At 67.4% G+C, this 18,012-nt stretch carries 17 protein-coding genes (1 of these 17 cut by a window edge); 9 read left to right on the top strand and 8 right to left on the bottom strand.

Annotated elements, in window-relative coordinates:
- Positions 1 to 66: 66 nt before the first annotated feature.
- The 7 genes from PXD02_RS12875 to PXD02_RS12850 form a co-directional block, all read right to left on the bottom strand.
- Positions 67 to 1,398 carry a pyruvate dehydrogenase complex dihydrolipoamide acetyltransferase gene (locus PXD02_RS12875; protein WP_275104247.1) on the bottom strand — a complete coding sequence of 444 codons (1,332 nt, stop codon included), beginning with the start codon at positions 1,396 to 1,398 and terminating at the stop codon, positions 67 to 69.
- A 12-nt stretch (positions 1,399 to 1,410) separates the two neighbouring features.
- Positions 1,411 to 2,781, bottom strand: a complete 1,371-nt coding sequence (locus PXD02_RS12870; RefSeq protein ID WP_275104246.1) for a pyruvate dehydrogenase complex E1 component subunit beta — start codon at positions 2,779 to 2,781, stop codon at positions 1,411 to 1,413.
- A 15-nt stretch (positions 2,782 to 2,796) separates the two neighbouring features.
- Positions 2,797 to 3,846 carry a pyruvate dehydrogenase (acetyl-transferring) E1 component subunit alpha gene (gene pdhA / locus PXD02_RS12865; protein ID WP_275104245.1) on the bottom strand — a complete coding sequence of 350 codons (1,050 nt, stop codon included), beginning with the start codon at positions 3,844 to 3,846 and terminating at the stop codon, positions 2,797 to 2,799.
- 100 nt (positions 3,847 to 3,946) lie between these two features.
- On the bottom strand, positions 3,947 to 4,240 hold the full coding sequence (locus PXD02_RS12860) for an FtsB family cell division protein (protein WP_275104244.1): 294 nt from the start codon (positions 4,238 to 4,240) through the stop codon (positions 3,947 to 3,949).
- Between the two features lie 65 nt (positions 4,241 to 4,305).
- Entirely contained in the window at positions 4,306 to 5,085 is a 780-nt protein-coding gene (gene rlmJ / locus PXD02_RS12855; protein WP_275104243.1) for a 23S rRNA (adenine(2030)-N(6))-methyltransferase RlmJ, read from the bottom strand.
- Positions 5,086 to 5,123: 38 nt separating this feature from the next.
- A complete protein-coding gene (locus PXD02_RS16785; RefSeq protein ID WP_342759036.1) occupies positions 5,124 to 5,438 on the bottom strand; it encodes an HVA1 family protein in 315 nt (104 codons plus the stop codon).
- Between the two features lie 485 nt (positions 5,439 to 5,923).
- On the bottom strand, positions 5,924 to 6,148 hold the full coding sequence (locus PXD02_RS12850; RefSeq protein WP_241232613.1) for a DUF1127 domain-containing protein: 225 nt from the start codon (positions 6,146 to 6,148) through the stop codon (positions 5,924 to 5,926).
- Between the two features lie 336 nt (positions 6,149 to 6,484).
- Between PXD02_RS12850 and PXD02_RS12845 the strand changes: the two genes are divergently transcribed.
- The 9 genes from PXD02_RS12845 (at position 6,485) to murD (ending at position 17,301) form a co-directional block, all read left to right on the top strand.
- The gene (locus tag PXD02_RS12845) at positions 6,485 to 7,579 is read left to right on the top strand and encodes an Mrp/NBP35 family ATP-binding protein (RefSeq protein ID WP_275104242.1); all 1,095 of its coding nucleotides are present in this window, start codon (positions 6,485 to 6,487) and stop codon (positions 7,577 to 7,579) included.
- A gap of 613 nt (positions 7,580 to 8,192) precedes the next feature.
- Complete coding sequence (locus PXD02_RS12840; protein WP_473092025.1) at positions 8,193 to 8,705, top strand: division/cell wall cluster transcriptional repressor MraZ; 513 nt, start codon at positions 8,193 to 8,195, stop codon at positions 8,703 to 8,705.
- 3 nt (positions 8,706 to 8,708) lie between these two features.
- Complete coding sequence (gene rsmH, locus PXD02_RS12835) at positions 8,709 to 9,674, top strand: 16S rRNA (cytosine(1402)-N(4))-methyltransferase RsmH (protein WP_275104240.1); 966 nt, start codon at positions 8,709 to 8,711, stop codon at positions 9,672 to 9,674.
- Positions 9,674 to 10,030, top strand: a complete 357-nt coding sequence (gene ftsL / locus PXD02_RS12830) for a cell division protein FtsL (RefSeq protein ID WP_275104239.1) — start codon at positions 9,674 to 9,676, stop codon at positions 10,028 to 10,030. Before rsmH ends, ftsL begins: the two co-directional genes overlap by 1 nt.
- A gap of 5 nt (positions 10,031 to 10,035) precedes the next feature.
- On the top strand, positions 10,036 to 11,865 hold the full coding sequence (locus PXD02_RS12825; RefSeq protein ID WP_275104238.1) for a peptidoglycan D,D-transpeptidase FtsI family protein: 1,830 nt from the start codon (positions 10,036 to 10,038) through the stop codon (positions 11,863 to 11,865).
- Positions 11,862 to 13,358: a UDP-N-acetylmuramoyl-L-alanyl-D-glutamate--2,6-diaminopimelate ligase gene (locus tag PXD02_RS12820; protein ID WP_275104237.1), complete on the top strand. Its 1,497-nt coding sequence runs from the start codon at positions 11,862 to 11,864 to the stop codon at positions 13,356 to 13,358. The genes PXD02_RS12825 and PXD02_RS12820 overlap by 4 nt, the downstream gene beginning before the upstream one ends.
- Positions 13,355 to 14,737 carry a UDP-N-acetylmuramoyl-tripeptide--D-alanyl-D-alanine ligase gene (locus tag PXD02_RS12815; RefSeq protein ID WP_275104236.1) on the top strand — a complete coding sequence of 461 codons (1,383 nt, stop codon included), beginning with the start codon at positions 13,355 to 13,357 and terminating at the stop codon, positions 14,735 to 14,737. The genes PXD02_RS12820 and PXD02_RS12815 overlap by 4 nt, the downstream gene beginning before the upstream one ends.
- Before the next feature lie 3 nt (positions 14,738 to 14,740).
- Positions 14,741 to 15,823 (top strand): phospho-N-acetylmuramoyl-pentapeptide-transferase, encoded by a 1,083-nt coding sequence (gene mraY / locus PXD02_RS12810; protein ID WP_275104235.1) that lies wholly within the window; start codon positions 14,741 to 14,743, stop codon positions 15,821 to 15,823.
- A gap of 74 nt (positions 15,824 to 15,897) precedes the next feature.
- Positions 15,898 to 17,301, top strand: a complete 1,404-nt coding sequence (gene murD / locus PXD02_RS12805) for a UDP-N-acetylmuramoyl-L-alanine--D-glutamate ligase (protein ID WP_275104234.1) — start codon at positions 15,898 to 15,900, stop codon at positions 17,299 to 17,301.
- Between the two features lie 77 nt (positions 17,302 to 17,378).
- Here murD and PXD02_RS12800 read toward each other — a convergent pair whose 3' ends face one another.
- On the bottom strand, positions 17,379 to 18,012 hold the 3' portion of the coding sequence (locus tag PXD02_RS12800) for an enoyl-CoA hydratase (RefSeq protein WP_275104233.1). The gene runs 152 nt beyond the window's last position; only the last 634 of its 786 coding nucleotides appear in the window; its start codon lies off the right edge, out of view; it ends in the stop codon at positions 17,379 to 17,381.

Below are 18,012 nucleotides of genomic sequence, written 5' to 3'. Positions count from 1 at the left end.
GCCAAGGCAAAGATGCGAAGGGGGCGCCCACGGAGGCGCCCCCTGTCAGGCGTCAAGATGGCTGGCTCAGGCCAGCATCCCCATCGGGTTTTCCAGATGGGTGACGATGGCTTCCAGCAATTGCGCGCCAAGCGCGCCGTCGATGACGCGGTGATCGACCGAGAGGGTCATCGACATGACGTTGCGGATCACCACCTCGCCCTTTTCCACCACGGGGGTCTGGATGCCCGCGCCCACCGCCAGGATCGCGCCATGCGGCGGGTTGATGACCGCGTCGAAATTCTCGATCCCGAACATGCCCAGGTTCGAAATGGCGAAGCTGCCGCCTTGGTATTCGTGGGGGGCGAGCTTCCTGGTCTTGGCGCGGGCGGCCAGATCCTTCATCTCGGCCGACAGGGCTGACAGCGTCTTCTGATGCGCGTCCTTCAGGACCGGGGTGAACAGCCCGCCCTCGATGGCGACGGCGACCGCCACGTCCGAGGGCTTCAGCTTCAGGATCCGGTCGCCCGCCCAGACGGCGTTCGCATCCGGCACCTCTTGCAGAGCAAGCGCGCAGGCCTTGATGATGAAGTCGTTGACCGACAGCTTCACCTTGCGGGCTTCCAGCTGCGTGTTCAGCGTCGCGCGGAATGCCATCAGCGCGTCCAGCTTGGCCGACCGGCGCAGATAGAAATGCGGGATGGTCTGCTTGGCTTCGGACAGGCGCGCGGCGATGGTGCGGCGCATCCCGTCCAGCGCGACCTCGGTCGTGTCGCGGTCGGCATATATTTTCAGCACGGTTTCCGCAGACGGACCGGCGGGCGCAGCGGCGGCGATCGGCACGGCGGCGGGTTGCGCGGCCTCGGGCGCCGGAGCGGCGGCGGGCTTGGCCGCGCCGGGCGTGGCGCCTTCGACATCGGCCTTGACGATCCGGCCATGCGGGCCGCTGCCGATGATGGCCGACAGGGCGATGCCCTTTTCGGCCGCGATGCGCCTTGCCAGCGGCGAGGCGAAGACGCGCTTGCCGTTGTCAGCCTTGGCGGCCTCGTCAGCCTTGGCGGCCGCCGGGACAGCGGCGGGGGCCGCGGCTTTCCGGGCCCCGGCGGCGGTTTCGGCCTTGGGCGCCTCTGCCGTGGTTTCGGCTTTCGGCGCGCTGCCGATGGCGTCGGCGCTTTCGCCCTCTTCCAGCAGCACCGCGATGGGGGTGTTCACCTTGACCCCGGCGCTGCCTTCGGCGATCAGCAGCTTGCCGATGGTGCCTTCGTCGACGGCCTCGAACTCCATGGTGGCCTTGTCGGTCTCGATCTCGGCGAGGATGTCGCCGGACTTGACGGCGTCACCTTCCTTGACCAGCCATTTGGCCAGCGTGCCTTCCTCCATGGTGGGGGACAGGGCGGGCATCAGGATTTCTGTCGGCATCTCGATAATCCCTTACCTGTAGGTGACTTTTTTGACCGCCTCGACCACCTCGGCGACGGTGATCAGGGCGTGTCTTTCAAGGTTGGCGGCATAGGGCATGGGCACGTCCTTGCCGGTGCAGTTGATGACCGGGGCGTCCAGGTAATCGAAGGCGTTTTCCATGATATAGGCCGACAGGTGGTTGCCGATGGAGCCCACGGGGAAGCCTTCCTCGACCGTCACGGCGCGGTTGGTCTTCTTCACCGAGTCGAGGATGGTGGCATAGTCGAGGGGTCGCAGGGTGCGCAGGTCGATCACCTCGGCCTCGATCCCGTCCTGGGCCAGCTTGTCGGCGGCTTCCAGGGCATGGGCCATGCCGATGCCGAAGCTGATGATCGTCACGTCCTTGCCGGATCGCGCGATGCGCGCCTTGCCGAAGGGGATGGTGAAATCGGCCAGATCCGGCACCTCGAACGAGCGGCCATAGAGGATCTCGTTTTCCAAGAAGATCACCGGGTTCGGGTCGCGGATCGCCTGTTTCAGCAGGCCCTTCGCGTCGGCGGCGGTATAGGGCATGACGACCTTGAGGCCGGGAATCGCCGAATACCACGCCGCGTAATCCTGGCTGTGCTGCGCGCCCACGCGGGCGGCGGCGCCGTTCGGGCCGCGGAAGACGATGGGACAGCCCATCTGCCCGCCCGACATGTAGAGCGTCTTGGCGGCCGAATTGATGATGTGGTCCATCGCCTGCATGGCGAAGTTGAAGGTCATGAACTCGACAATGGGGCGCAGGCCCGCAAGCGCGGCGCCCGTGCCGATGCCCGCGAAGCCGATCTCGCTGATCGGGGTATCCACGACGCGGCGGGAACCGTATTTGTCCAGCAGGCCCTGGCTGATCTTGTAGGCGCCCTGGTATTCGCCGACTTCCTCGCCCATCAGGAAGACGGTTTCGTCGCGGGCCATCTCCTCGTCCATGGCCTCGCGCAGGGCTTCGCGCACGGTCATGGTCTTCGTTCTGGTGCCTTCCGGCCAGTCGGGGCTGCGGTCGGGTTCGGGGGTCTTGATCTGTTCGACGGCGGATGCGGCGGGGGCTTCGGCCTTCGCCTCGGCGGGCGCGGCTTCTGCCGGTGCGGCTTCGGTCTTGGCGTCGTCTGCCGATTCGCCTTCCTCGACCAGCACGGCGATGGGGGTGTTCACCTTCACGCCCTGCGAGCCTTCGGCGATCAGGATCTTGCCCAGGATGCCTTCATCCACGGCCTCGAATTCCATCGTCGCCTTGTCTGTCTCGATCTCGGCGATGATGTCGCCGGATTTGACCGCGTCGCCTTCCTTCTTCAGCCATTTCGCCAGGGTGCCCTCCTCCATCGTGGGGGACAGGGCGGGCATCAGGATTTCGGTAGCCATTCGTTCAACCCTCCCTCAGGCCATTTCTTCGGCGCTGCCCTGGGGCAGGTTTTCGGCGTAAATGTCGGTCCACAGTTCTTCCAAGGCCGGTTCCGGGCTTTCCTTGGCGAATTCGGCCGAATCGTTGACGATATCCTTGATGTCCTTGTCGATGGCCTTCAGGTCATCTTCGCTGGCATGGCTGCCCTGCAGCAGCAGTTCGCGGACATGTTCGATGGCGTCGCGTTCGTCGCGCATCTTCTGCACCTCCTCGCGGGTGCGGTATTTCGCCGGGTCGGACATCGAATGGCCGCGATAGCGATAGGTCATGACCTCTAGGATATACGGCCCCTTGCCGGCGCGGCAGTGGGCCACGGCCTTTTCGCCCGCCGCCTTTACGGCCAGCACGTCCATGCCGTCGACCTGTTCGCCGGGGATGCCGAAGGCCTCGCCCCGCCCGAACAGCGTGGTGGACCGGGTGGACCGCTTCATCGAGGTGCCCATGGCATACTGGTTGTTCTCGATCACGAAGACCACCGGCAGATCCCACAGCACGGCCATGTTGTAGGTCTCGTAGACCTGGCCCTGGTTGGCGGCGCCGTCGCCGAAATAGGTGAAGGTGACGTTGTCGTTGCCCAGGTATTTGTCGGCGAAGGCCAGGCCCGCGCCCAGCGGCACCTGGGCCCCGACGATGCCATGGCCGCCGTAGAAATGCTTTTCGCGGCTGAACATGTGCATCGAGCCGCCCTTGCCCTTGGAATAGCCGCCCTCGCGGCCGGTCAGCTCGGCCATGACGCCGCGCGCTTCCATGCCGCAGGCCAGCATATGGCCGTGGTCGCGATAGCTGGTGATGCGCTTGTCGCCGTCCTTCGCGGCCGCTTCCAGCCCGACGACGACCGCTTCCTGGCCGATATACAGGTGGCAGAAGCCGCCGATCAGGCCCATGCCGTAAAGCTGGCCGGCCTTTTCCTCGAACCGGCGGATCAGCAGCATGTCGCGGTAATATTTCAGCAGTTCATCCCGTGATACGTTCGACGGTGTCTCGGGGGCCTGTGTCTGGGTTGCGGGGGCAGGCTTCCTGGCCATGCGGGGGTTCCTCCTCGAAGCGCGGTCAGAATAGTTCAGCGTTAAACTATCCGTAGCGCATCGGTATGGGGGGTGCAATCCGCGAACCGCAGCGCGGCTTTCAGCGCAGGATCACCTCGTCGGCGCGGATCAGGCCCAGGATTTCGCGGGCGCGTTCGTCCAGCAGATCCAGGTCCAGATATTCGTCCGACATGCGGCGCGTCAGGTTCTGCATGTCCTGGACCTCGGCCTTCAGCCTGTCGCGTTCGATGGCCAGTTCGGCGGTTTCGGATTCGATCTGGATGCGGCGCAGAATGCCGGACGGGCCTTGCACGGCGGCGAAGGCGAAATACAGGCCCAGGGCCACGGCCAGAGCCAGAAGCACGGTGGCGCTGAGGGAAAGACGCTGCGACATGACGGGGCCGTTTCAGTTGGTCGGGGGATCATGCCACAGGGGCGGGGGCAGGGGAATCCCCCGGTTCAGGCATTGGCGCGGAAGATGGCGTCCAGCCGCGCGGCCTCGTCGGCCAGCCCGAAGGGGGCGTTCAGCACCCATATGCCCGATCCGATCATCGAATGGCCGGGGCGGGCCGGGGGGAAGGACACCTGGGACAGCAGGGCCGAGGGATGGGCGACGGTCAGCGCCTCCAGCATCGGCGCATGGCGGCCGTCGGTCAGGACCGGATACCACAGCGCGATGACGCCCACGTTCCATTTGCGCGCGATCAGCCCGATCTGACGCGGGATGGCGGCATAATCCGCCTTCACCTCGTAACTGGGGTCGATCAGGATCATCCCGCGCCGGGGCGTGGGCGGGCAGACGGCCTGCGCCATCTGGAAACCGTCCTGGCGATGCAGCGTGGCAAAGCCCGCCACCTGGGTCAGGGCGTCGTATTCGGCGGGGTGAAGCTCGGCCAGATGCGCGGCGTCGCCCCGGCGCAGGAAATGCGCGGCGATCAGCGGCGATCCGGGATAGGACTGCGGGCCATGGCTGCGGCGGACCTGCGCCAGGGCGCGCATCAGCGGGTGGTCCGGCGGCAGCCATCCCTGCGCCTCGGCCCGCTGGATGCCGGCGCGCGCCTCGCCGGTCTTGGCGGCCTCGGCCCCGTCCAACCGGTAAAGGCCGCGCCCGGCATGGGTCTCCAGATAGGACAGCGGCTTGTCTTTGCGCGTCAGGTAATCCAGCGCGGCGGCCAGCAGCGCGTGCTTGTGCAGGTCGGCCAGGTTTCCCGCATGATAGGCGTGTTGATAGCTGAGCATGTCGCGCCCTTAGCCCGCGCCGCCCTGGGGGAAAAGCCCTATGTCGTCCTGCGCAGTTCGGAATGGCTTTTCAGCACCCGGCCGCCATCCTGCTGTTCGATCAGAGAGGCGGGATTGTCGGGGTCGGCATTGCGCCGGATCATGGCGCCCTGGATGGTCCGTTCCACGGGTTCGGGGGCGCAGTTCCGGTGGCTGAAACGAAAAGCGGCGGCGCCCAGGGAGGAGGAGGGGCGCCGCCGCAGAACGCTGGCCCAGGGAGGAGGGAGGGCCGCGTTTGGGGTGCGGCACGGCCAGGGAGGAGGAGAGCCGATGCCGCCAACGATCGGACCAATGGGAGGAGGGGTCCGTCGCATCCGGGTGCCGCAAATGGGGCGGCTATATGGGGGCGGCGGCGCCCAGGGAGGAGGAGGGGCGCCGCCGCAGAACGCTGGCCCAGGGAGGAGGGAGGGGCCGCGTTTGGGGTGCGGCACGGCCAGGGAGGAGGAGAGCCGATGCCGCCAACGATCGGACCAATGGGAGGAGGGGTCCGTCGTATCCGGGTGCCGCAAATGGGGCGGCTATGGGGTGCGGATCAGCCGGGGAGGAGAGAGGCTTCACCGCAGACGGCGCACCCGTGGGAGGAGGAGAGGGCGGGCCGTATCGGGTGCCGCGATCAGGGCGGCTATGTCAGGTCGCGGCGACCCCATGGGAGGAGGAAGGGACCGCCGCCTGTCGCTGGAACCCTGGGGGAGGAGACGGGTTCCGGCGCTGTCTTTGGGCGGCATCCTCGGGGGGAGGAGAGAGAGGATGCCGCCGGTTTCCGCGCCCCAGGGAGGAGGGGGGGCGGAAAATTCCGTCGTTATTTCGTGCCCCAGGCCGCTTCGTGGGCCAGGCGACCGATCATTGCGCGGTTGATGCCCAGATCGGCCAGGTCGCGGTTGGTCAGCACGTTCAGTTCGCGGACCGTCTGGCGATAGATCGCACGGCGGGCGCGGTTTTCCTGCATGTGCTGGATCGCAGCCATCAAACGACCGGCGAAGCCCGTGGCGGCGGCGGCGTTGTGGGTATGTGCGATGGCAGCCATGATGTATCCTTTCAGCGTCTCTTGCGTCTGCGCCCTGCCCGGATGGCCCGGCGCCGTTTCGATGCACCCAAGATGGCGCTGATGCTGCGACTGCACAATGGGTCATTGGGGAATGCTGCCATGCAGCAACCGCATGACTGGCACATCAATTAGCCGCAAGCCCATTAATATTCATGTCAAAAAAATAACAGGCCCGGTGCGTTAGCGTTCACGCCGCGCCGCAAAAATGCGCGGATCCGGGGGTGCGGCGGTCATCTTGCCACATATTGCGGCGGGCGGTTGATGCCGCCGCCGGTGTGGACCATGGTTGCGTCAATCTCTCAAACAGGTCCTGACATGTCCGTGAACCGCGAAGCTGCCCTAAGGGAAATCTCTGATATCGTCCTGCCGGACGGCCGAACGCTGGAAAAAGCCGATCTGGTGCGGGCATTTTCGGTCGATGGCGACACGGTCAGATTCGTGCTGGAGGTGGCGGATGCCGCCGCGGCGCGCAGCCTTGCCTCCGTCGAGACCGAGGCCCGGCGCCGCCTGGAGGCCATGCCGGGCGTGGCCAGGGTCCAGATCGTCATGACCGCGCCCGCAGGCAAGGCGGCCCCCGCCCAGCCGGTGCGCAGTTCCGGCGCCGCGCCGTCCTTGCAGATCGGCCGTCATCCGACCGGGCAGGCCGGGCCGCAGCCGATTCCCGGCGTGAAGAACATCATTGCCATCGGGTCGGGCAAGGGCGGCGTCGGCAAGTCCACCGTCACCTCGAACCTGGCGGTGGCGCTGGCGCGCGCGGGGCGGCGGGTCGGGCTGCTGGACGCCGACATCTATGGCCCCTCGCAGCCGCGCATGATGGGCGTGTCGGGCCGCCCGGCCAGCCCCGACGGCCAGCATATCGAGCCGCTGCACGCCCATGGCGTCACCGTCATGTCCATCGGCCTGATGCTGAAGGAAGGCGAGGCGGTGGTCTGGCGCGGCCCGATGCTGATGGGGGCGATGCAGCAGATGCTGCAACAGGTGAACTGGGGCGAGCTGGACGTGCTGCTGATCGACCTGCCGCCGGGCACCGGCGACGTACAGCTGAGCCTGTGCCAGAAGGCCGCCGTGACCGGGGCGATCATCGTTTCGACCCCGCAGGACGTGGCGCTGCTGGATGCGCGGCGCGCCATCGACATGTTCAACAAGCTGAAGGCTCCGATCCTGGGGCTGATCGAGAACATGTCCACCTATATCTGCCCGAGTTGCGGGCACGAGGCGCATCTGTTCGGCCATGGCGGCGTCGCGGCCGAGGCAGATGCCCTGGGCCTGCCCTTCCTGGGCGAGTTGCCGCTGGAACTGGACGTGCGCCTGGCGGGCGATTCGGGGCGTCCGGTGGCGCTTGGCGACGGCGCGACGGCCGATGCCTATGCCCGGCTGGCGGATCGGCTGATCAAGGACGGCCTGGCCTGATTCCCTGGCTCTGGGAAAACGCGGGAATAGGCAAAGAAGCATCCGCGCCCGCGTTGCCTGACGGGATCACCCCACCGTGAGGCGGCGTGAAGGCGCATAGCCGCATTTCTGCTTTCTTGTGGATAAGTGGCAACAGGTCCGCCCGCGCGGGAAGCTGTGCTGGCCATGGATCCGGGCCTGTATCAAATATTAATCCTCGATATCTTGAGTGAATCGAAGCTTTGAACCCAAGGACTTGGGTTTCAAGGCGATTCGTCGTGATTTCGTCACAATCCGCGACATTTCGCTGTTCGCGGTTTGGCTTCCTCACCGGGCGCAGAATTCCATTGCTTCCCATGAATTCCCATGCCACAACCTGATCACGAAGACGGGCAGTAAAGGGGCGTCCAAGACCCCAAAAAGGCGAAGCAGGCTTTCATACAGGCGTCCGTTTTCCAACAAAGCCGTCCGCAGGCGCGAGCAGCACCTCCCCCAGGTGGCGCCTGACAAGGACGGACCCCGAAAACGGGGAAGACCGTGGGAACGAGGGCGGCGGATCGGGCAGTGGCAGCAGCCCGGTCCGCCCTTTCTCTTTCAGGCGGGCGGAAGGGCTGGGCAGTGAGGCAGGGCCAAGGTGGCGCGGAAGTTCAGAGGCACTGAATCCGTCAAGGTCGATGGCAAGGGTCGGATGTCGATCCCCGCCCGGCTGCGCCGCGTCTTCGATGCCGGCGATCCCGGATTTGCCAGTGCCAATACCGGCCGCACCCAACTGGTCGCCGTCTATGGTCCCGACTGGTGGAACTGGATCGAACTTTACACCATTGAAGCCATTGAAGAAATCGACGAACAGATCGACAAGCTGACGCGCGGGTCGCCCGAACGGCGTTGGCTGGAAATGCTGATGAACGGCCAGTCCACCGATCTGGAAATCGACCGCGAGGGCCGTCTGGTCCTGCCCCAGAAGCTGCGCGAGAAGCTGGGCTTCACCGAGGGCGCCGAGACGATCTTCGAATCGCGCGGCGACTATATCCAGGTCTATCACCCCGATACCCGTCCCAAGGATGTCGCCGCGCTGGAGGATTTCACCGCCCGGCACGGCCCGGATTTCGACCCGCGGTCCTTCCTCGACCAGGTGGACGAGGGCTGAGCAATGGCCGAATCGCATGTGCCCGTCCTTCTGAACCCCCTGCTGCGGACGGTCGCGCCTGTCGCCGGTGTCTGGCTGGACGGCACTTTCGGGGCGGGCGGGTATGCGCGGGGCCTTCTGGCGGCGGGGGCCGGCCGGGTGATCGGCGTCGACCGCGATCCGCTGGTCTTCGACATGGCCGCCGGATGGGCGGGCGAATACGGCGACCGGCTGCGGCTGGTCGCGGGGACGTTTTCGGATCTCGATTCGCTGGCGGGCGAGCCGCTGGACGGGGTGGTGCTGGATCTGGGCGTCAGCTCGATGCAGCTCGACCTGGCCGAACGCGGCTTTTCCTTCCTGCGCGACGGCCCGCTGGACATGCGGATGGAGCAGGCGGGACCGTCCGCCGCCGATCTGCTGAACAGCGCCGACGAATCGGTGATCGCCGATGTGCTGTATCACTATGGCGAGGAACGCGCGGCCCGCCGCATCGCCCGCGCCATCGTCGTCGCGCGGCCGCTGACCCGGACGGCCGAACTGGCCGAGGTGGTCGCCTCATGCCTGCCGCGCCCCAAGCCGGGCCAGAGCCATCCCGCCACCCGCAGTTTCCAGGCGATCCGCATCTGGGTGAACGATGAATTCCGCCAACTGGTGGACGGCCTGTCGGCGGCCGAACGCGCGCTGAAGCCCGGCGGCAAGCTGGCCGTTGTCAGCTTCCATTCGCTGGAAGACCGGATCGTCAAGCGCTTCATGCAGGCGCGGTCGAACAGCGCGGGCGGCGGCAGCCGCTATGCCCCCGCGCAGGACATGGCGCCCCCGGCCTTCGCCATGCCGTTCCGCCGCGCCATCGGTCCCGATCCCGACGAGGAATCCGCCAACCCCCGCGCCCGGTCCGCCCTGCTGCGCGTGGCGATCCGCACCGACGCGCCCGCCGGGGCGGTGGATGCCGATGCCCTGGCCATGCCGCGCCTGCCGAAAGGGGGCCACTGATGCGCCCGCTGACCTATCTGGCCTGCGCGCTGCTGGTGATGGGCCTGGCCTTCTGGGCCTATCGGGAAAATTACCGCACCCAGGCGTCGCTGGCCGACATGCGCCAGATCCAACGGGAAATCGCGGGACTGCGCGAGGATCTGGGCGTGCTGCGCGCCGAATGGGCCTATCTGAACCGTCCCGAACGGCTGCGCGAACTGGTCGATCTGAACTTCGACCGCCTGCAACTGATTCCGCGCGAATCCGGGCAGGTGATGGGCCTGGGCCATATCGACTATCCCAAGCCGCCCCCGCCCCCGGAACCCGCCCCCGAAGCCGGGGCCGTCCCCGGCGCCGACGCCGCCCCACAGGAGTGACCGTCATGATCCGCACCCCCCTGCGCCCCCTGGCCAAGATCCTCCGCGCCCGCGAGCGGGGCGAAAATCCCGACGATATCGAGGCCGAGGCCCGCCGCCAGCGGCACGAGGCCGTCCAGGACAAGGCCCGCCGCCGGGCCGAAGGGCGGCTGGCGCTGATGGCCAGCTGCTTCGTGCTGGCCTTCGGCGTCGTGGGGGTGCGCATGGGGACGCTGGCCTCGAGCGACCCGATCGAGCCGCAGAACGAGGTGATGTCGGCCCAGATCGTCTCGCAGCGCGCCGACATCACCGACCGGCAGGGCCGGGTTCTGGCGACGAACCTGCTGACCCATTCGCTGTATGCCCATCCCCACCAGATGGTCGATCCGGTGGGCGCGGCGAACGAACTGGCGCGGATCTTCCCCGACCTGGACGCGACCGAGCTGACGAAGGATTTCACCGGCAGCCGCAAGTTCCTGTGGATCAAGCGCAAGATGTCGCCCGAACAGATGCAGGCCGTCCATGACATCGGCGAACCCGGCCTGCTGTTCGGCCCGCGAGAGATGCGCGTCTATCCCAACGGCCATATCGCCAGCCATATCCTGGGCGGATCGGGCTTCGGCAACGAGGGCGTGGACAGCGCCGAGGTTCTGGGCGTGGCGGGCGTCGAAAAGGCCTTCGACGGCTGGCTGCGCGATCCCGCCAATGACGGCGCGCCGTTGCAGCTGTCCATCGACCTGCCCGTCCAGTCGGCGATGGAGCAGGTTCTGGCCTCGGGCATGGAGGTGATGAGCGCCAAGGGTGCCACCGGCATCCTGATGGAAATCGAATCGGGCGAGATCCTGGCCATGGCCAGCCTGCCCGATTTCGATCCGAACGACCGCCCGCGCCCGCTGCTGAAGGGCGATCCGTCCGACAGCCCGCTGTTCAACCGCGCGGTGCAGGGACAATACGAACTGGGTTCGACCTTCAAGATCTTTCCGGTCGCCCAGGCGCTGGATTTGCAGATCATCAACCCCAACAGCGGCATCAACACCACGACGCCGATGCGGATCGGCAAATACCGGATCAGCGACTTTTCGAACTATGGCCCGCAGCTGTCGGCGACGGACGTGATCGTGAAATCCTCGAACGTCGGCACGGTCAGGATCGCGCAGATGATCGGCGTGGACCGGCAAAAGGCCTTCCTGCAAAAGCTGGGCTTCTTCGACCCGCTGCCGATCGAGATGGTCGAGGCCCCGACCGGCAAGCCGCTGGTGCCCAACCGCTGGCCCGCCGTGACCGCCGCCACCGTGTCCTTCGGCCACGGCCTGGCCGCCAGCCCGCTGCATCTGGCCGCCGCCTATGCGACCGTCGCCAATGGCGGCGTGAAGGTGACGCCGACGCTGATCCACGGCCGCACCCGGCCTCAGGGCGAACGGATCCTGTCGGAACGCGCCGCCGCCCGCGCGGTGGACATGCTGCGCCAGGTCGTGACGCGCGGCACCGCCAGGCAGGCCGAGGTCGAGGGTTACGAGATCGCGGGCAAGACCGGCACCGCCGACAAGCCGCGCCCCTCGGGCGGGTATTACGACAACAAGGTGGTCTCGACCTTCGCGTCGGTCTTTCCGGCAAGCGCGCCGAAATATGTGATGATCGTGACGCTGGACGAACCCTCGGTCACCGGGCCGGGTGGGGAAAGCCGCACGGCGGGGGCCACCGCCGCGCCGGTCGCCGCCGCCATCGTCCGCCGCCTGGCGCCCCTGGTCGGGCTGAAACCCCTGAGCGACGAAAACCTGCCGGTCATCGCCCCGCGCTTCGCGCCCCGTGTTGAATCGCGACCGGGCGATGAGCTAAAGCTCAGCGCAAATCAATGACGGGTGAGACGGTGCAGGGCAGAAAGACGCTGTCGCAGTTGGGGCTGCGGGCAAGGGACGGGCGCGACCCGCAGATCACCGGGCTGTCGCTGGACAGCCGCACCGTGAAACCCGGCCATCTGTTCGCGGCCCTGCCGGGATCGGCGCTGCATGGGGCGGACTTCATTCCCTATGCCCTGCGGATGCAGGCGGCTGCCGTTCTGACCGACCGCGCGGGGGCCGAGATGGCGGCCCATGCCCTGTCCGGCTGGGACGGCGCCGTGGTCGTGGCCGAGGATCCGCGCGCCGCCCTGGCCGGCGCCGCCGCGCTGTGGTTCGAAGCGCAGCCCGATCATGTCGTGGCCGTCACCGGCACATCGGGCAAGACCAGCGTCGCCAGCTTCACCCGCCAGATCTGGCAGCATCTGGGCCACAAGGCGATCAGCCTGGGCACCATGGGCGTTCAGGGCGATTTCCAGGCCAAGCTGGCCCATACCACGCCCGACCCCCTGACCCTGCACCGCATCCTGGCCGAGGCCGCGGCGGCGGGCGTCACCCATGCCGCGATGGAAGCCTCCAGCCACGGGCTTGATCAGCGACGCCTGGACGGCGTGCGGGTCGAGGCCGGGGCCTTCACCAATTTCAGCCAGGATCACTTGGATTACCACGCGGGTTTTGACGACTATTTCGCCGCCAAGGCGCTGTTGTTCAATCATATCCTGGAAGACGGCGGCTCGGCCGTCATCAACGTGGACGGCGACCGGGGACGGCAGATGGTCGACATCGCCACCGACCGAGGCCTGGCCGTCACCACCGTTGGCACGCGCGAGACGGCGATGCTGCGGATCCTGGGTCAGCGTTACGATGCGACCGGGCAGGATCTGCGATTCTCGGTCATGGGCCAGCCGCACATGGTCCGCCTGCCGCTGATCGGCGGGTTCCAGGCGGAAAACGTGCTGGCGGCGATGGGGCTGGTGCTGGCGGCGGGCGATCCCGCCGATGCCGTCCTGCGCGCGCTGCCGGAACTGCATACGGTGCGCGGCCGGATGCAGCTTGTCGCGCAGCGCGAAAACGGCGCGACGGTCTTTGTCGATTACGCCCATAAGCCGGGCGCGGTGATCGCCGCGCTTGGGTCGCTGCGCCCGCATGTGATGGGCCGGATCGTCTGCGTGATCGGCGCGGGCGGCGACCGCGACCGGGGCAAGCGCCCGCTGATGGGGCAAGCGGCGCGCGACTTCGCCGATGTGGTGATCGTCACCGACGACAACCCCCGCACCGAGGATCCCGCCCTGATCCGCGCCGCCGTTCTGGAAGGCGCCGGTCCCGACGCCACCGAGATTCCCGACCGGGCCGAGGCGATCCTGCGCGGCGTCGATGCGCTGCTGCCGGGCGACGCGCTGCTGATCTGCGGCAAGGGTCACGAGACCGGCCAGATCATCGGCACCGACGTCTATCCCTTCGACGACGCCGAACAGGCATCGGTCGCGGTCGCGGCACTGGACGGCAAGATATGACCTTGTGGACCGCCAATGATGCCGCCGCCGCGACAGGTGGACGCGCGCAAGGCGACTGGACCGCGACGGGCGTCTCCATCGACACCCGCACGATCCGGCCGGGCGACCTGTTCGTGGCGCTGACGGACGCGCGCGACGGTCACGATTTCGTGGCGCAGGCGCTGGACAAGGGTGCCGCGGCAGCCCTGGTCAGCCGCATCCCCCAGGGCGTTTCGCCGACCGCGCCGCTGCTGATCGTGCCGGATGTGCTGGCGGCGCTGGAATCGCTGGGCCGGGCCGGGCGCAGGCGCATGGCGGGCAAGGTCATCGCCATCACCGGATCCGTGGGAAAGACCTCGACCAAGGACATGGCGCGGCTGGCCTTGGCGGGGCAGGGACGCGTCCACGCCGCCGAGGCCAGCTATAACAACCATTGGGGCGTGCCGCTGACGCTTGCGCGGATGCCGCGCCACACCGATTTCGCCATCATCGAGATCGGCATGAACCATCCGGGCGAGATCGCGCCCCTGTCGCGACTGGCCCGCCCGCATGTGGCGATGATCACCACCGTCGCCGCCGCCCATCTGGAAGCCTTCGGCGCCATCGAGGGCATCGCCCGCGAAAAGGGCGCGATCTTCCAGGGGCTTGAGCCCATCGGCCATGCCATCATCCCCGAGGATCTGCCCGTTACCCAGATCCTGCGCGATTGCGCCGACGAGGCGGGCGCCTTGGTCATGGGCTTTGGCCGCGACGGCCAGGCGAAGCTGGTCCAGGCCAGGGCTGAACAGGGCGCCTTGAGATGCCGCGCGCGGATCGGCGGCGAAACGATTGATTTCAAGTTACAAACCACCGGCGCGCATTTCGCGATGAACGCGGTCGGCGTGCTGGCCGCGCTGGCCGCCGCCGGGGCGGATGTGAAGGAAGCGGGCAAGCGCCTTGGCGACTGGCTGCCGCCCAAGGGGCGCGGCGCGGTCGAGGAATTGGCGGGCCTGCGCCTGATCGACGATGCCTATAACGCCAACCCCACCTCGCTGTCGGCGGGGCTGGCGACGCTGGCCGGGCTTCGGGGCGGGCGCCGCGTGGCGATCCTGGGCGACATGCTGGAACTGGGCGCGGAGGAGATGGCGATGCACCGCGCCATGGCCGAGGATCCCGCCATGGCGCAGGTCGATCTGGTCCACAGCGCCGGTCCCCGGATGCGCCATCTGCATGACGCCCTGCCGGCCGCCAAGCGCGGCCTCTGGGCGGAAACGGCGGCGGACCTGGCGGTGCGTGCTGCCGATCTGGTCAGGCCCGGCGATATCGTGCTGGTGAAGGGCTCCAAGTCCTCGAAGATTTCGACCGTCGTTGACGCCTTGCGGAAAACGGCGCAGACGCCCGTCCCTGAAACGAAAGAATAACCGATGCTCTATTGGCTAAGCAGCCTTTCCGAGGGGGGCGACCTCTTCAACCTGTTTCGCTATATCACCTTCCGGGCGGGCGCGGCCTTCTTCACGGCGTTGATCTTCGGTTTCATCTTCGGGCGTCCGCTGATCAACTATTTGCGCCGCGTCCAGAAAAAGGGCCAGCCGATCCGCGACGACGGCCCCGAGGGTCATTTCGTCAAGGCCGGCACCCCGACGATGGGCGGCATCCTGATCCTGTCGGCGCTGTTCTTTTCGACGCTTTTATGGGCGCGGCTGGACAACGGCTATGTCTGGATCGTGCTGCTGGTGACGGCGGGCTATGCCGCGATCGGATTCGCCGACGATTACGCCAAGGTCAGCAAGCAGAACACCAAGGGCGTCTCGGGCCGGGTGCGGATGGCCCTGGGGCTGGCGCTGGCCTTCGTCGCCTCGGCCTGGGCGATGTGGCTGCATCCGGCGGATCTGTCGGGGCAACTGGCCCTGCCGGTCTTCAAGGACGCGCTGCTGAACCTGTGGCTGTTCTTCATCCCCTTCGGGATGCTGGTGATCGTCGGATCGGCCAATGCGGTGAACCTGACGGACGGGCTGGACGGGCTGGCGATCATGCCGGTGATGATCGCCGCCGGGACGCTGGGCGTGATCGCCTATACCGTGGGCCGGGTGGACTTCACCACCTATCTGGGCGTCAATTATGTGCCCGGCACGGGCGAGATCCTGATCTTCGTCTCGGCCCTGATCGGCGGGGGCCTGGGCTTTCTATGGTATAACGCCCCCCCGGCGGCGGTCTTCATGGGCGATACCGGGTCGCTGGCCCTGGGCGGCGCGCTTGGCGCCATAGCGGTAGTGACCAAGCACGAGATCGTGCTGGCCATCGTCGGCGGGCTGTTCGTGGTCGAGGCGCTTTCGGTCATCATCCAGGTCGCCTATTTCAAGCGCACCGGCCGCCGGGTCTTCCTGATGGCGCCGATCCACCACCATTTCGAAAAGAAGGGCTGGGCCGAACCGCAGATCGTGATCCGCTTCTGGATCATCTCGCTGATCCTGGCGCTGATCGGGCTGGCGACGCTGAAGCTGCGGTGATCTCTGCCTTGGCTCAAATATCCCGCGGGGGTCCGGGGGCGCGAAGCCCCCGGCGAGGTTGAAAGGTTGCGCTGATGATTCCGGTTCAGGGTGTCGAAGGACAAACCATTGCCGTTCTGGGCCTCGGCCGGTCCGGCAAGGCCACCGCTGCCGCCCTGGCGGCGGGCGGCGCCAAGGTCATTGCCTGGGACGACGGCAATGACACGCGAGAGGCTGCGGCGGCGGATGGGCTTACCATCGCCGATCTGACCCGCGACGATGCCTGGCAGGGTGTGGCCGCGCTGATCGCCAGCCCCGGCATTCCGCATCTTTACCCGAAACCGCATCCGGCGATCGCCAGGGCCTTTGCCTTGGGCATTCCGGTCGACAACGACATCGGCCTGTTCTTCCGCAGCTATGCGACCGAGGATTGGGAGGGCTTCGACCGCGCCCCCCGCGTGATCGCCGTGACCGGCTCGAACGGCAAATCCACCACCACCGCGCTGATCCACCATATCCTGCGGGAATCGGGCCGTCCGACGCAAATGGGCGGCAATATCGGCACCGGCGTGCTGTCGCTGGAGCCTGCCCATGACGGAGAGGTCGTGGTGCTGGAACTGTCCAGCTATCAGACGGAACTCGCCCGCGCGCTGACGCCGGATGTCGCGGTCTTCACCAACCTCTCGCCCGATCACCTGGACCGGCACGGCGGGCCGGGCGGCTATTTCGCGGCCAAGCGCAGGCTGTTCGCCGAGGGCGGGCCGGATCGCGCGGTGATCGGCGTCGATGAGGTCGAGGGGCTGTATCTGGCGGACCAGTTGTCGATGGGACCGGCGGATGACCGGGTGATCCGCGTGTCCTCGGGGCAGAAGCTGGACGGGGCGGCCTGGTCGGTCTTTGCGCGCAAGGGGCATCTGGCCGAATACCGCAAGGGGCGGCAGGCGGCTTCCATCGACCTGCGCGGCGTCCAGGGACTGCCCGGCGCGCATAACCACCAGAATGCCTGCGCGGCCTATGCCGCCTGCCGCGCCCTGGGTCTGGCGCCGCGAGAGATCGAGGCGGCGTTCCACAGCTTCGCGGGCCTGCCGCATCGCAGCCAGACCGTGGCCGAGATCGGCGGGGTCCGTTACGTCAACGATTCCAAGGCCACCAATGTCGATTCCGCAGCCAAGGCCTTGCAGGCTTTCGACCGGATCCGCTGGATCGCCGGGGGGCTGGGCAAGGAAGGCGGGATCGGCGCGCTTGCGCCCTATCTGACCCGTGTGACCAAGGCCTATCTGATCGGCCATTCCGCCCGCGATTTCGCGCTGGAAATCGGCCCGACCCCTTACGAGATCGCCGAGACGATGGAAGCCGCCGTCGCCCGCGCCGCCTCCGAGGCCGAGCCGGGCGAAACGGTGCTGCTGGCCCCGGCGGCGGCCAGCTTCGACCAGTATCCGAATTTCGAGAAGCGCGGCGAGCATTTTACCGACCTGGTGAAGGGGCTTGCGTCGCGCTGACGGCACCGGGGCAGGGGGCTTTCCGCCCCCGTCGCTTCGCGACTCCCCCGGAGGATATTTAGCCAAGGCAAAGCATATCACGACCAGCTTGGCGGGCGCTTTTCCAGGAAGGCCGCCATGCCTTCGGCGGTGTCGGGCAGCAGGATGTTCTGGCACATCGTCTGTCCCGCTGTCGCATAGGCATCGGTCAGGCCAAGCCGCAACTGGTCGTGGAAGGCGCGCTTGCCCAGGCGGATCGCGGCGGGCAGCTTGGCGGCGATGGTCGCGGCCATCCGCATGGTGGTGTCGGTCAGCGTCTCGCGCGTCGTGACGCGGTTGACCAGGCCAAGCTGCTGGGCGCGGGCGGCGTCGATGAAGTCGCCCGTCGTCAGCATCTCGAACGCGGCCTTGGGCGGGACGGCGCGGGTCAGGGCAACCATCGGGGTCGAACAGAACAGGCCGATATTCACGCCATTGACCCCGAAGCGCGCCGTGTCGGACGCCACCGCCATGTCGCAGGAGGCGACCAGCTGGCAGCCCGCCGCCGTGGCGATGCCCTGAACCTCGGCGATCACCGGCTGGGGCAGGACGGGGATCATCTGCATCATCCGGGCGCAGCGGTCGAACAGGTCCGCGAAGGCCGCCGCGCCGCCGTCCGCCCCGTCCCGCGCCGCCTGCATCTGCCGCAGGTCATGGCCTGCGCAGAAGGCTTTGCCCTGTGCGGCAAGGACG

The organism is Paracoccus sp. S3-43 (assembly GCF_029027965.1).
Taxonomy (GTDB): domain Bacteria; phylum Pseudomonadota; class Alphaproteobacteria; order Rhodobacterales; family Rhodobacteraceae; genus Paracoccus.
This window is presented reverse-complemented; position numbering and strand designations above follow the sequence as displayed.

What these genes read in the sequence shown, in the direction of transcription:
- PXD02_RS12875 (WP_275104247.1), bottom strand. Translation starts at nt 1,398, where the DNA reads ATGCCGACAGAAATCCTGATGCCCGCCCTGTCCCCCACCATGGAGGAA.
- PXD02_RS12870 (WP_275104246.1), bottom strand. Translation starts at nt 2,781, where the DNA reads ATGGCTACCGAAATCCTGATGCCCGCCCTGTCCCCCACGATGGAGGAG.
- pdhA (WP_275104245.1), bottom strand. Translation starts at nt 3,846, where the DNA reads ATGGCCAGGAAGCCTGCCCCCGCAACCCAGACACAGGCCCCCGAGACA.
- PXD02_RS12860 (WP_275104244.1), bottom strand. Translation starts at nt 4,240, where the DNA reads ATGTCGCAGCGTCTTTCCCTCAGCGCCACCGTGCTTCTGGCTCTGGCC.
- rlmJ (WP_275104243.1), bottom strand. Translation starts at nt 5,085, where the DNA reads ATGCTCAGCTATCAACACGCCTATCATGCGGGAAACCTGGCCGACCTG.
- PXD02_RS16785 (WP_342759036.1), bottom strand. Translation starts at nt 5,438, where the DNA reads ATGCGACGGACCCCTCCTCCCATTGGTCCGATCGTTGGCGGCATCGGC.
- PXD02_RS12850 (WP_241232613.1), bottom strand. Translation starts at nt 6,148, where the DNA reads ATGGCTGCCATCGCACATACCCACAACGCCGCCGCCGCCACGGGCTTC.
- PXD02_RS12845 (WP_275104242.1), top strand. Translation starts at nt 6,485, where the DNA reads ATGTCCGTGAACCGCGAAGCTGCCCTAAGGGAAATCTCTGATATCGTC.
- rsmH (WP_275104240.1), top strand. Translation starts at nt 8,709, where the DNA reads ATGGCCGAATCGCATGTGCCCGTCCTTCTGAACCCCCTGCTGCGGACG.
- ftsL (WP_275104239.1), top strand. Translation starts at nt 9,674, where the DNA reads ATGCGCCCGCTGACCTATCTGGCCTGCGCGCTGCTGGTGATGGGCCTG.
- PXD02_RS12825 (WP_275104238.1), top strand. Translation starts at nt 10,036, where the DNA reads ATGATCCGCACCCCCCTGCGCCCCCTGGCCAAGATCCTCCGCGCCCGC.
- PXD02_RS12820 (WP_275104237.1), top strand. Translation starts at nt 11,862, where the DNA reads ATGACGGGTGAGACGGTGCAGGGCAGAAAGACGCTGTCGCAGTTGGGG.
- PXD02_RS12815 (WP_275104236.1), top strand. Translation starts at nt 13,355, where the DNA reads ATGACCTTGTGGACCGCCAATGATGCCGCCGCCGCGACAGGTGGACGC.
- mraY (WP_275104235.1), top strand. Translation starts at nt 14,741, where the DNA reads ATGCTCTATTGGCTAAGCAGCCTTTCCGAGGGGGGCGACCTCTTCAAC.
- murD (WP_275104234.1), top strand. Translation starts at nt 15,898, where the DNA reads ATGATTCCGGTTCAGGGTGTCGAAGGACAAACCATTGCCGTTCTGGGC.